This window comes from Mesonia ostreae, from assembly GCF_031845265.1.
Taxonomy (GTDB): Bacteria; Bacteroidota; Bacteroidia; order Flavobacteriales; family Flavobacteriaceae; genus Mesonia; species Mesonia ostreae.
Genome location: NZ_JAVRBG010000003.1, coordinates 220,343 through 233,092, shown reverse-complemented (window position 1 = coordinate 233,092; position 12,750 = coordinate 220,343). Strand labels below are relative to the sequence as shown.

The following is a 12,750-nucleotide window of genomic DNA, read 5'->3' as shown; positions in this document are numbered from 1 at the left end:
TTAAGAAATTACACCCGAACCTATCAATTCGTCATCTTGATACCAAGCTACAAATTGTCCTTCCATAATGGCGGTTTGAGGTTCGTCAAAAATAACATATAAACCTTGTTCTTCTTGATACAAGGTTGCTTTTTCTAAAGTTTGACGGTAACGAATTCTTGCTTTGGTTTCTAATTTACCACCAACTGGCAGTCGCAAATCTTCTCGAACCCAATGTATTTCATCATTGGCTACAAAAAGACCTTTTCTTAAAAGACCGGGATGATTTTTTCCTTGTCCAGTATAAATTATATTCTCGTCAATATTAGTTTCTATAACAAAAAGAGGCTCTGGAGTTCCGCCAACGCCCAAACCTTTACGCTGGCCTTTAGTAAAATAATGAGCTCCGTTATGTGTTCCTACATTCTTTCCTTGCTCTTTGGTGTAGCTATATTTTTCTGATAAATTAATTAGAGAAGAATCTTGTTTTTTATTAGAATTATACACAGGATCTTGGGCATCAATTTCTACGATAGTTCCATCTTTAGGCTGAAGTTTTTGCTGAAGAAAATCTGGTAAGCGAACTTTCCCTATAAAACATAATCCCTGGGAGTCTTTTTTACCTGCCGTCACCAATTCTTGCTGTGTCGCGATTTCTCGAACTTCACTTTTTTGTAAATCTCCAATGGGAAATAAAGTTTTCGCTAATTGTTCTTGCGAAAGCTGACATAAGAAATAAGACTGATCTTTATTTTTGTCCTTCCCTGCTAATAGCTGATAGATGGTTTCCCCGTCTTTTTCAAACTCTCCTTTTCTGCAATAATGCCCTGTTGCGACAAAATCTGCTCCAAGAGAAAGCGCTATTTTCATAAAAACATCAAACTTTATCTCACGATTACAAAGCACATCTGGATTAGGCGTTCTTCCTTTTCCATATTCATCAAACATATAATCTACAATACGCTCTTTATATTCTTCGCTTAAATCTACGGTTTGAAAAGGAATATTTAATTTCTCGGCTACCAACATCGCATCATTGCTGTCATCTAGCCAAGGACATTCGTCGCTAATAGTAACCGAGTCATCGTGCCAATTTTTCATAAATAAGCCAATCACCTCATAACCTTGTTCTTTGAGGAGGTAAGCGGTAACGCTAGAGTCTACACCGCCACTTAATCCTACTACCACTCTTTGTTTACTCACAGTTTTATTTTAAGTTGCAAAAATAAGAAATTTTAGTCGGTTTGTTTTTTCTTAACTTTCAATGGAGGTTTAGGTAATGGGTACGTGATGGTTTGTACCAGTTTTCCTTCATTATAAAATTTCCAAACCCCGTCTTTTAACCCTTTTTTATAATCCCCTTCGCTAACTAAATCTCCCGCTCTATCATAAATTTTTGTAAGTCCGTCAAGCTCATTATCTTTATAGGTATAATACTGTAATACTTGCTTGTCTTCTAAATAAACAATCTGTGGTCCATTTAATTTACCTTCTTTATAGGTTTCTTCTTGAGCTAAACTTCCGTCAGGTAAAAACGTTTTTTTCACTCCATTCAACTTACCGTTTTTGTAGCTTTCAATCATCATAAGTTCTTGTTCTTTATTTTGATGATAATAGCGCCAAGTTCCTTCTCTTTTTTTGTCAATCATCGTTCCCTTACTTACAATACCGCCTTTCTTGGTATAATACGTAATGCGTATAGAGTCGCTTTTTGTAGTGTATTCTTTTGTAGCAACAGGTTGGTTGTAGCTTCCTTTCTTATAGAATTTAAAAACACCTATTTCTTTTCCATGCTCAAAAGTACCTTCATAACGTTTTTGAGAACTACCTTCAAATTTCTTCATCCATTTACCGTGGCGCTTTCCTTGCGTATCGGTTTTATTGTAGTTGTCAGTTTGGGCATAATTCTTAATCCCGAACATCGAAATGCAGAACAGAATTAAAAAAAATCTATGAGTTTTCATGAATAATGATTTTTGTATATTGGGCTTAAATTAAACCTAAAACCCAGATGAATTATTCTATATCAAAATTAACAAAAATACTGCCAGTTTTATTGTTTGCGTGTGTTCTTTTTTCTTGTCAAGATGATGATGACAATGGGAATGTGATAGAGGGTAATAACTCGATCATCAACTACTTACAGAAGAACGATCAATACAGCAATATTGCCGCTGCAATTGTAAAGGCTGGTTATGAAGGAACTTTGGACGGAAATTCTGGAGTGTATACCTTTTTTGCACCAGATAATGGGGCGATGAATCTCTATTTTACCACTCAAGGAATCTCTGGCGTAGAAGCTTTGTCTCAAGAAGAAGCCCAACAATTGGTGAATTACCACCTTTTGTTAACTCCAAATAACGAAGAAAATTTTATTACGGGATACATTAAAACCAATGCAAAGAAAGTCTTGAATGACTCTGTTAGTTATAACTTAGATTTGTTTGTAGACACAGAGCAAGATTTAATTTTTAATGCGCAAACTCAAATTAGTTTTCCCGATATTGAAGTAGATAATGGCGTTTTACATGGAATTGATCGCGTATTGAATCCGCCTAGCGTATCTGATTTTATGCAAATCGATAATCGATTACAAGCTTATTATGACGAACTAACAACGGAAAACTTACTTACTGAAATTGATTCCGAAGAGAATAAAACCATCTTTGCTCCTCTAGGCGTAGAATTTGAATCTTTTTTAAACAACCAAAGTTTAACTCCTTCGGAAAAAGAAAATTTTTTAAAGAATCACCTTATGGATGGTTTTTTGACAACCGATTTTCTTAAAACCGGTTATTTAAAAAACAAGGCGACCGCCTTTAATAATGAAGCGATAGATACTTATTTTAATCTTAATCTTGGTTTGTTGCTTAATGGAAGTAGTAGTATTGTACAGCAAGATGTTATCGCTACCAATGGCGTTATTCATATTTTAGACGGCGTGTTGGAAGTGCCTACTTTAGCTACCTTCATTAATGCAGATGCCGATTTAGTCAAATTTCAAATCGCTTTGACTAGAGATGATCAATTACCAGAAGATTATATAAACAGATTGATGAGTACAAATGGAGGAGAAGATCCATTTACGGTCTTTGGACCTATAAATACTGCTTTCGATTCGGCTTTATTGGAGCTTTTTCCAGAACAAAATGCAACTTTAGAAGATATTGATACTGCTACTTTAACTTCTATATTAAACAACCATATTGAAACGAATAATGCGTTTACCTTAGACAATCTACCTTCTAATGTAAACACTTTGGAAGGTCAGTTGCAAGTAACTAAAACCGATAGTACATTTACTTTAACCGATGCACAACTGCGTACTTCGAATTCTGTAAGAGTCGATATCCAAGCAAAAAACGGACTTCTGCATAAGATAGATACGTTGTTGTTGCCATAGTAAAGAAATATTTAGTTTAGATGTGTTGCTATGTTATAAAGAACCAAGAGACAAGAACCAAAACTTAGATGTAACTAATCGATAATCAGTAACAGTATAAATTAAAGCATTCCCTCGCTTAGAATAAAAATTATTTTTAACAAAATAAGGTATTCATTCCTAATTTTTCTAAATCATATCCTCAAAAGATTTATCAACTTTATATTGATTCAGGCGGATTAAAAGGATTGCACTAGAACAACTACAAGTGATGGTTGTATGTCTTGTCAACAAATGTATTTTATTCAGATGTTATATTGCATTACGAATGGAGTTATAAAGTTTTGCTAGAGAAATATAAGCCTACTAATGGGTACACAAGCATTGGATTATATTAGAAAATATAAACGTAAAAAGCTCTTGGAATCCCAAGAGCTTTTTTTATATCTATAAGTAGTGGAAATTACTTCTTAGCTTTCTTTTGCTCTTCAGCTTGTTCCATCATTTCTTGCATTTTTCTAGAAAACTTGCTTTGCTTTTTAGGCTTCTTCTTGTTCTCTTGAATTTTTGCATGAATCTTATCCTCATCAATAATGAAGTTTTTAATGACCAGCATAATTCCTATTGTAATTAAGTTAGATGTTAAATAATACAACGATAATCCACTTGCGTAGTTATTGAAGAAAACCAACATAAATAACGGAGATAAGTACATGATAAATTTCATGTTTGGCATACCTGGTTGTGTCTGTTGCATACTCTGGCCTGTTGTCATCATCATATAAATGAAAATAGCTATAGAAGCAAGAATAGGGAATAAACTTACGTGATCTCCATAAAATGGAATAGTAAAAGGTAGTTCTGCAACTACATCATAACTCGATAAATCATCTGCCCATAAGAAGCTTTTTTGCCTGATGTCAAAAGCACTAGGAAAGAAATTGAATAACGCATAAAACACGGGAATTTGCATTAAATTAGGTAGACAACCACTCATGGGGCTAGCTCCAGCTTTGCTATACAGCTTCATCGTTTCTTGCTGCTTTTTCATCGCATTGTCCTTATACTTTTCATTAATCTCATTAATTTCAGGTCTTAAAACCTTCATTTTTGCTTGAGAAACGTACTGCTTGTATTGTACAGGAGAAAGCAGTAATTTAACTGAAATAGTTAAGAAAATAATAGCAATCCCAGCTGGTAAAAATCCACTAAGGAGATTAAAAAATGGAATGATTAAAAACTGATTAATCCATCCAAAAATTCCCCATCCTAAAGGAACTACTTCCTCTATATTACGATCGTAAGCTTTAAGTATTTTATAATCGGTAGGTCCATAGTACCAATCCATAGTTTCATTAAATTCACCACCTTTTAATTGTAAAGGCACAGAAGCTGAAAACTCTTTAGTGAAAACAGTATCTACTTCTTCATCTTGAACTAAATTTTTAGAAACAAATTTAGCTCTTTCAAAAGGTGCATCAGTTAATAAAATAGAGTTGAAGAAGTGCTGTTTAAAAGCTATCCAAGAGATTTCTTCATCTTCAGCGTCATCATTATCTCCTTGTCCAGTGTAATCATCTTTATCACCTTCATATTCCCAAAGAATTTCTGTGTACCTATTCTCGTAAGAAATACTTTTTGCGTGTCTATAAGCTTTTAGCTTCCAGTCTAAATGAATATCACCTTTTTGAATTACGTTAGACAATCCGTTAGAGCGAATGGCAAAGTCAAACATATAGTCATTAGGCTTTAACTCGTAATAGTATTCTAAGTAATCATTCTCAGATACTTTTAACTTCATGGATAAAGACGAACCATCGTTAGAAAGACTAGGTTCAAAATACATGTCTTCTGTAGCGATAGAGCGGTTATCCTGTGTAGTAAAGTTTAAGTTCAACGAACCATTACCGTCTTTTATAATATAAATAGGTAATGAATCGTAGGTTTTAAACTGTTTAAGTTTTGCTTCAACAATTTGCCCCCCTTTGTTGCTAATTTTTAATTCTAACACCTCATTTTCTAGGGTAGTTATATTTTCTGTAGCAGAAGGTAGGGTAGAAGAGTAACCAAAAGCTCCTAATTTTTCTCTTGCTTGAGCAATTCCTATAGAATCGCTTGCAGAAGTTGGCGTATTAGAAGTAATTTGATTTTGTGGAGTGACAGTCTCTACACTCTCTTGTTTTTCTGGTGTTCCTACCTCTTTTACTTCTGTGGTTTCATCTTGATTGTAATAAAGCATCCAAAGTAAAACGGCTCCAATTAAGAAAAACCCAATAAGGGAATTAAGGTCAAATTTTTTATTATCCATAAAATTGTTTCAATGATCAAGTTAACCTATAACCTGAATATCTTTTTAAATCAGCGTGCAAAAATCTTAAATTTCCTTGAGAACACCCATTTATTTTCTTTATTTTTTTATTTCAAAAAAAGAACCATTTGATTTTTCTAAGTCAATATGGCATTATTTTCTTTTTTGAGAAAATACTTTGGCAGCTCTAATAAAGTCAATAAATAAAGGATGGGGTGTGGCAACCGTACTTTTATATTCGGGATGATATTGTACGCCAATAAACCAAGGGTGGTCTTTTAACTCTACCACTTCTACCAATTTGGTTTGTGGATTAACACCAGAACTAATTAAACCAGCAGCTTCCAATTGTTCTTGATAGGCATAATTGTATTCGTAACGGTGACGGTGACGTTCGCTAATTTGAGTTTTTCCGTAGACTTTCTCAATTAATGAGCCTTCTTTTAACTCACAATCCCAAGCTCCTAAACGCATAGTACCACCCATTTGCGTAATGTTTTTCTGGTTTTCCATAATATCGATGACGGGATCTATGGTGCTTTCATCCATTTCTGTACTGTTAGCATCTTTTAGATTCAAGACATTCCTGGCATATTCAATCACGGCCATTTGCATTCCTAAACAAATTCCGAAGAAAGGAAGCTTGTTTTCTCTAGCATAACGTACCGCTTCAATTTTTCCTTCAATACCTCTTTCTCCAAAACCTGGGGCTACCAAAATTCCGTCAAGGCTATTAATTACTGAATTTTGATGATCTACATCTAAAAATTCAGAGTGTATACTTTTAATAGTTACTTTGACTTCATTTTCGGCTCCTGCGTGAATAAAAGATTCTAGAATAGATTTGTAGGAATCTTGTAACTCTACATATTTGCCAATAAGACCAATAGTAACTTCTGCCGTAGGATTTTTATGACGCTGCAGAAACTGATTCCACTGCGTTAAATCTGGCGGAGTGTCGTCTGGTAAATTTAATTTCTTTAAAGTGATGGTATCTAAACCTTCTTCTAGCATTAAATTAGGCACATCGTAAATGGTAGAGGCGTCAATAGATTGAATCACTGCTTCTTGCTTCACGTTGCAAAATTGTGCTAATTTTCTTCTTATCTCATCACTCAGCTCGTGCTCTGTTCTACACACTAAAATATCCGCATTTATACCGCTTTCCATCAAGGTTTTAACGCTGTGCTGAGTAGGTTTTGTCTTTAATTCCTTGGCCGCAGATAAATACGGAATTAAGGTAAGGTGAATCACTAAGGAGTTGTGTTCTCCCAAATCCCATTTTAATTGACGTACCGCTTCTATATAAGGAAGAGATTCTATATCTCCCACGGTACCACCAATTTCTGTAAGTACAATATCGTAATCTCCACTTTTTCCTAAAATCTGGATGCGTTCTTTAATCTCATTGGTAATATGCGGAACTACTTGTACGGTTTTACCTAAAAACTCGCCACGACGTTCTTTTTCGATTACGCTTTGGTAAATTTTACCCGTAGTCACATTATTGGCTTGGGAGGTATTTACATTAAGAAAACGTTCGTAATGCCCCAAATCTAAATCGGTTTCGGCTCCATCTTCAGTTACAAAACACTCTCCATGTTCATAAGGATTTAGCGTTCCTGGATCTACATTAATATAGGGATCTAGTTTTTGAATGGTAGTCCTATAACCACGGGCTTGTAAAAGTTTTGCAAGTGAAGCTGCGATAATTCCTTTCCCGAGAGACGAAGAAACACCACCAGTAACAAAAATGTACTTAGTTTGTGCCATTTTTAGAATCTTTAAATATTGTCTATACGGGGCGCAAAAGTACAAATTTTATCTCACATTTAAAGGCGAAATAAAGAAATTGCCAAACAATTTAAAAGTTGAATTTTTAGAGTGGTTTAGGATATTTTCTACGGATATCTTTTAGCATTCCTTCCAGACCATTTATTTTAAATTCATGTACGGCTTTTAGCTGTTTGCCTAAAGCATTTTCTGGGAATCCCTTTTGTGAAAACCACGTGTAGTAGGGTTCGGGGATATCAGATAAATACCAATTTTTGTATTTGCCAAAATACATTTTGGCGTAGGCTAATTTTACTAAGTCTTTAGGTTCTAATCCTGGAATCATGGCTACAAATGTAATGAAATATTGGAATATCTATTTAAAAGAAATTATTAGCAATTATCTTTTAGCGTCTAACTTTTAGCTTTTAGCAATTAGCTTCTAATATCTATTGTCTAGCATCTAGTATCCATTGTCTAATATCTAGTATCTAACCTCTAACCTCTCAGTCAGACACAACAAAAAGAAAATAATCTTGTATCTTTCAAAAAAAATAACGCGTGTACGATGTAATTGTTATTGGTTCTGGAGCTGGAGGTTTAACCAGTGCAATTTGCTTGGCAGAACGAGGAAAAAAAGTATTGGTTCTAGAAAAACATGAGGTTCCTGGAGGTTGGTGTCACAGTTTTTATTTAAACGGGCAACGCCACAGTCCGGGTGTTCATTATATAGGTCTTTTGGGAGAAGGCGAATCTACAAGCGATTTGTATAAGAGCTTAGGCATTGCCAATGATCTCACCTTTTTTAGAATGCATAAGGATGCTTACGAACGCTGCCATTTAGGCGAGCATAAATTCGATTATCCCAATAGTTACGATAAATTAATAGCAAAACTTATTCTTCGTTTTCCGGAAGAGGAGAAAGGAATCCATAAAGTGATGGAGCTTATAGAAAAGGTAAACGCTCAAATTATGCTTATTCCTCAATTAAAAGGTTTTTGGAACCACGTTCTAATTCCGTTTAGAACTAAAGAAATGGGAAAGTATGGTTTGTTTAGTCTAGAAAAAGTGCTTAAAAAATTTATTAAAGCCCCCGTTTTACGAAATATTCTTTCTGTACAATGTGGCGATCACGCGCTTGCTCCAAGTAAAATTCCTTTTCCGTTTCATTGTGCTTTAATGGGACATTATAAAAATGGCGGTTATTATCCTATGGGTGGAGGCGGAGCTTTAGTGAAAGCAAAAACCAACCGATTAAAAGCTTTGGGCGGAGAAATTAGAACTAAAAGCGGCGTAGAAAAAATCCTTTTTGAAGAGAAAAAAGCCATTGGAGTAAAGTTAGAAAATGGAGAGCAACTTTTCGCCAATACAATTATAAGTAATGCAGATCCGGATACCACCTATCACAAACTGGTTGGAGAAGAAAAATTAAGTCAAAAATTACAAAAAAAACTTTCTAAAACCACGTATTCCCTCACTTCTCTTATTTTATTCTTAACCGTAGACCTAGACATTACTCAATACGATATGCATAGTGGTAATATTTGGCGCTTTACTGAAGTAGATATTAATGACGCTTTACGCGGAATAACAGAAACGCCCTTATTAGAACACGAAGAACTTCCTGGAATGTTTATTAGTAGCAGTAGTCTAAAAGATCCTACCAGTTTTGATGGGAAAAATTACAATTTTGAAGTAATTACTTTAATAAATTATGAACAGTTTAAGCCTTATGAGCAGTTAGATGTAGAAAGAAATGAAGCTTACCAAGACTTTAAAAAAAGCTTATGTGAATTGTTTATGGTTTCTTTAGAAAAAGAATTTCCATCAATTAAAAATCATGTGGTTCAGATGGATTTGGGAACTCCGTTAACCAATGAATATTATGTAAATACCACTCGCGGGAATATTTATGGAACAGAGAAAAATTTAAAGCAAATAGGTCCGTTTTCGTTTAAAACAAAAACTCCATTTGAAAATCTATATCTTACTGGGGCGAGTGTTTTGTCTCACGGAGTGGCGGGAGCAGCACATTCTGGAGTGCAAACGGCTGCTAAAATATTAGGAGAACGTCCAGAAGAATTGCTTCAGGTGAAACCAGAACAGAAATTAAGAATTTTAGAAGCCGAAGATGATACGGATTGGCCAGAAGATATTCAGAAAAAAATAGCTTTAAAACAGAAGAAATTCCGCGAAAGCGAAACGATTTAAGATCATTTATTTAAATTTATACACATTTAATACTTCTTTACGGAAATATTATTGGTACTCATTATTACATTTGTTACTTTTGCGAATCAAATTGAACTTCTAGAAAAACCTGATTATGAATTTACACGAATATCAAGGAAAAGAAATATTAAATAGTTTTGGCGTAAGAATTCAGCGAGGAATCGTTGCAAGCACGCCAGAAGAAGCAGTTGAAGCTGCAAAAAAATTAACCGAAGAAACGGGAACGGGATGGCATGTGGTTAAAGCACAGGTGCACGCAGGTGGCCGTGGTAAAGGTGGTGGTGTAAAACTTGCCAAAAACCTACAAGAAGTAGAGAAAATTGCAGGAGAAATTCTTGGAATGCACTTGGTAACTCCACAAACTTCGGCTGAAGGAAAATTAGTAAATCAAGTTTTAATTACAGAAGATGTATATTATCCTGGAGACAGTGAGCCAGAAGAATATTATATGTCTGTCTTATTAAATAGAGCCAACGGTAGAAATATGATTATGTATTCTACGGAAGGTGGAATGGATATTGAAACCGTTGCAGATGAAACTCCACATTTAATCTTTACAGAAGAAATTGATCCTGCTACGGGTATTTTACCTTTTCAGGCTAGAAAAATCGCTTTTAACTTAGGATTGTCTGGAGCGGCTTTTAAGGAAATGACCAAATTTGTTACAGCACTTTACACAGCTTACGATAAATCTGACTCTTCTTTATTTGAAATTAACCCTGTGTTAAAAACAAGTGATGATAAGATTATGGCGGTTGATGCTAAAGTATCTTTAGATGACAATGCTTTATTCCGTCACAAAGATTACGAAGCGATGCGCGATGACCGTGAAGAAAACCCAACGGAAGTGGAAGCAAGAAAAGCAGGCTTAAGCTATGTAGATCTTGACGGAAACGTGGGTTGTATGGTAAACGGTGCAGGACTAGCTATGGCTACAATGGATCTTATTAAGTTTGCAGGAGGTGAGCCAGCCAACTTCTTAGATGTTGGAGGAACAGCAGATGCTAAACGTGTAGAAGAAGCTTTTCGTTTGATCTTAAAAGACGATAAAGTAGAAGCGATTTTAATCAATATTTTTGGAGGTATTGTTCGTTGTGACCGTGTGGCACAAGGAGTTGTAGATGCTTACAAAAATATGGGAGACGCTATTAATGTGCCTATCATCGTGCGCTTACAAGGAACAAATGCAGACATCGCAAAAGAATTAATCGATAACAGTGGCCTTAATGTAGAGAGTGCTGTAGAGTTTAAAGAAGCTGCAGATAAAGTACAAAAAGTATTGGCATAATTGCTACTGACTTATAGATAACAAAAAACCCGCTTTGATAGCGGGTTTTTTTATGGGTTAATCTAAACTATATTTTCTAAAGTAATGAAGTTGGCAGAATAGAATTTATTTATTTGTTGAGTTTTTATCTTTGGAAGTCTTGTCTTGTTTTGGCGGCATGGGACCGCGCATATGAATAATAAGACCGTTAAGGAAATTTCTTAAGAACTGATCTCCGCATTCTACATATTTAGGATGATCTTCTTTTCTAAAGATAGCATTGAGTTCACTTTTAGTAACTTTAAAGTCTACCAGATCAAAGATTTTAATAATATCATCATCCCGAAATTTATGTGCTACGCGTAATTTTTTAAAAGTATCATTGTTGGTTAATCCCATAATTTCATTTTTATATAATTACAAAAGTAAGTGTTTAATCGCGTTTATTAGGTAAACTTTTATAAAGTTGTTCTATACGACGTCTATCTTCCTCATTGCCAATATTTGCCTTTGCATCATCGTACAAGTGTTTTGCTTCATCGATTAAGCTATTATGATAGTTGTCATTACTTGTTCGTTGTAATAATAAGTATTTTATCATTAGAAATAATTTCTGCACACAGGTCATGTCATGTTTACAGTAGGTGCGATAACTTACCATAACTTGATATAAAAGTTCACTAAAATTTACGGTATTTACAAAAATTAAAGATTTATCGTCATTAGTAATTATGGTATCGTCATGCTTTTGAAGTCTAATTGCAAACAATTCTGTCAAATAGTCAATGGTATTAATTGCCGTACCTGGGTCATTAATTCCTGGTGACATTGCTTTTATACCTATTTCTGAGATTTGTTTAAAAGCTAGCGCATAATTATCATCTACAATCTCCCCCTCTGCAAAATTGAAATTGGAAAGAATTTCTTCCACCAAATCATCCTCGATTTCTTTACTGATTTTTACTATCGGAATCTCTTTTAGAACAAAACCTCCGGGAATAGGTAAGATTTTTATCTGTATGTCATGTTCCTCGCAAATATTAATCAAATTTGCAGCAGCAAAAGTTTGAAGATATCCTGTTTCTTTACTTCCGTATTCTTTCCAATCGCTAGTGTCGGGAAAACTTGGAGCTTTTTCTCTTTCTTTATCAACTAACATAACCAATCTATTTCTTGCTTTGGTGTAAATACTTTTTAAAATACTATTGACTTGGATAGATTGTGATATGGAGTGAATAAAGTATAGGAAAGCAAAGAAGCAGAGAACAGTTAGAATAATTCCTATGAGTACAGAAAAACCCGGAAGCTGATATTTGTCGTTTTCTAAGGGATCAATTCCTACTAATGTAAACGTATTATATAGAATTGTGGCCAAATACATTCCCAGTACATATTGATGATTTCTCTTCGAGATTAATCCAGGGAGTACTCTAGGAGAAAAGTTACTGGAAGCTTGATTCAACAGTACCATTACCATCGAAAAGCTAAACACCATGATAGAAATAATTCCTCCTGTCAAAAAACTAAGTAGAGTTTTAGCGGTATCTGCATTATTGATTACCAACTCTGGCACATGTTCTATCACAAAGGCAGAAATCCCTTCATCCTCTAGAAAAAGCATAAGCATGGCAAAATTAAAGCCAATAAAACTTAGCAAAGCGGGATAAAATGCGATATTATCTTCTATGGTATGAAAGAAGCTTTTAATCTTAATAAAGAATGATTTCATAAATGGTATTTAATTTTTAAAGTAACAGGCTTTTTCAGTATAATTCCCTAGTAAAGCTAAACATATATATTGGTTTTAAT

10 protein-coding genes are annotated in these 12,750 nt (G+C 34.5%); 3 read left to right on the top strand and 7 right to left on the bottom strand.

The features are described from left to right. A complete protein-coding gene (gene mnmA, locus RLT85_RS04590) occupies nt 1-1,182 on the bottom strand; it encodes a tRNA 2-thiouridine(34) synthase MnmA (RefSeq protein ID WP_311400855.1) in 1,182 nt (393 codons plus the stop codon). A gap of 32 nt (nt 1,183-1,214) precedes the next feature. Next, the gene (locus tag RLT85_RS04585) at nt 1,215-1,943 is read right to left on the bottom strand and encodes a toxin-antitoxin system YwqK family antitoxin (RefSeq protein ID WP_311400854.1); all 729 of its coding nucleotides are present in this window, start codon (nt 1,941-1,943) and stop codon (nt 1,215-1,217) included. A 47-nt stretch (nt 1,944-1,990) separates the two neighbouring features. On the opposite strand from RLT85_RS04585, the gene RLT85_RS04580 reads away from it, so the two are divergent. Beyond that, nucleotides 1,991-3,382, top strand: a complete 1,392-nt coding sequence (locus RLT85_RS04580; protein ID WP_311400853.1) for a fasciclin domain-containing protein — start codon at nt 1,991-1,993, stop codon at nt 3,380-3,382. A gap of 442 nt (nt 3,383-3,824) precedes the next feature. Here the strand turns inward: RLT85_RS04580 and yidC are convergent, their stop codons facing one another. The 3 genes from yidC to RLT85_RS04565 all read right to left on the bottom strand — a co-directional run bounded on the left by yidC (nt 3,825) and on the right by RLT85_RS04565 (nt 7,788). Further along, nucleotides 3,825-5,669, bottom strand: coding sequence for a membrane protein insertase YidC (yidC, locus tag RLT85_RS04575; RefSeq protein ID WP_311400852.1), 1,845 nt, complete (start codon nt 5,667-5,669; stop codon nt 3,825-3,827). Nucleotides 5,670-5,822: 153 nt separating this feature from the next. Further along, nucleotides 5,823-7,442: a CTP synthase gene (gene pyrG / locus RLT85_RS04570; RefSeq protein WP_311400851.1), complete on the bottom strand. Its 1,620-nt coding sequence runs from the start codon at nt 7,440-7,442 to the stop codon at nt 5,823-5,825. A gap of 106 nt (nt 7,443-7,548) precedes the next feature. Then, nucleotides 7,549-7,788, bottom strand: coding sequence for a DUF3820 family protein (locus RLT85_RS04565; protein WP_311400850.1), 240 nt, complete (start codon nt 7,786-7,788; stop codon nt 7,549-7,551). A 215-nt stretch (nt 7,789-8,003) separates the two neighbouring features. Between RLT85_RS04565 and RLT85_RS04560 the strand changes: the two genes are divergently transcribed. Next, nucleotides 8,004-9,653 carry a phytoene desaturase family protein gene (locus RLT85_RS04560; protein WP_311400849.1) on the top strand — a complete coding sequence of 550 codons (1,650 nt, stop codon included), beginning with the start codon at nt 8,004-8,006 and terminating at the stop codon, nt 9,651-9,653. Nucleotides 9,654-9,768: 115 nt separating this feature from the next. Then, the gene (gene sucC / locus RLT85_RS04555; protein ID WP_311400848.1) at nt 9,769-10,962 is read left to right on the top strand and encodes an ADP-forming succinate--CoA ligase subunit beta; all 1,194 of its coding nucleotides are present in this window, start codon (nt 9,769-9,771) and stop codon (nt 10,960-10,962) included. A gap of 105 nt (nt 10,963-11,067) precedes the next feature. Here the strand turns inward: sucC and RLT85_RS04550 are convergent, their stop codons facing one another. Beyond that, entirely contained in the window at nt 11,068-11,340 is a 273-nt protein-coding gene (locus tag RLT85_RS04550; protein ID WP_311400847.1) for a DUF1456 family protein, read from the bottom strand. A 34-nt stretch (nt 11,341-11,374) separates the two neighbouring features. Beyond that, entirely contained in the window at nt 11,375-12,670 is a 1,296-nt protein-coding gene (locus RLT85_RS04545; RefSeq protein ID WP_311400846.1) for a DUF2254 domain-containing protein, read from the bottom strand. Nucleotides 12,671-12,750: the final 80 nt, after the last annotated feature.

Bases quoted from the DNA above. Each gene is read 5' to 3' on its own strand.
- RLT85_RS04545 (WP_311400846.1), bottom strand. From the start codon at position 12,670: ATGAAATCATTCTTTATTAAGATTAAAAGCTTCTTTCATACCATAGAA.
- RLT85_RS04565 (WP_311400850.1), bottom strand. From the start codon at position 7,788: ATGATTCCAGGATTAGAACCTAAAGACTTAGTAAAATTAGCCTACGCC.
- pyrG (WP_311400851.1), bottom strand. From the start codon at position 7,442: ATGGCACAAACTAAGTACATTTTTGTTACTGGTGGTGTTTCTTCGTCT.
- RLT85_RS04585 (WP_311400854.1), bottom strand. From the start codon at position 1,943: ATGAAAACTCATAGATTTTTTTTAATTCTGTTCTGCATTTCGATGTTC.
- sucC (WP_311400848.1), top strand. From the start codon at position 9,769: ATGAATTTACACGAATATCAAGGAAAAGAAATATTAAATAGTTTTGGC.
- yidC (WP_311400852.1), bottom strand. From the start codon at position 5,669: ATGGATAATAAAAAATTTGACCTTAATTCCCTTATTGGGTTTTTCTTA.
- RLT85_RS04550 (WP_311400847.1), bottom strand. From the start codon at position 11,340: ATGGGATTAACCAACAATGATACTTTTAAAAAATTACGCGTAGCACAT.
- RLT85_RS04580 (WP_311400853.1), top strand. From the start codon at position 1,991: ATGAATTATTCTATATCAAAATTAACAAAAATACTGCCAGTTTTATTG.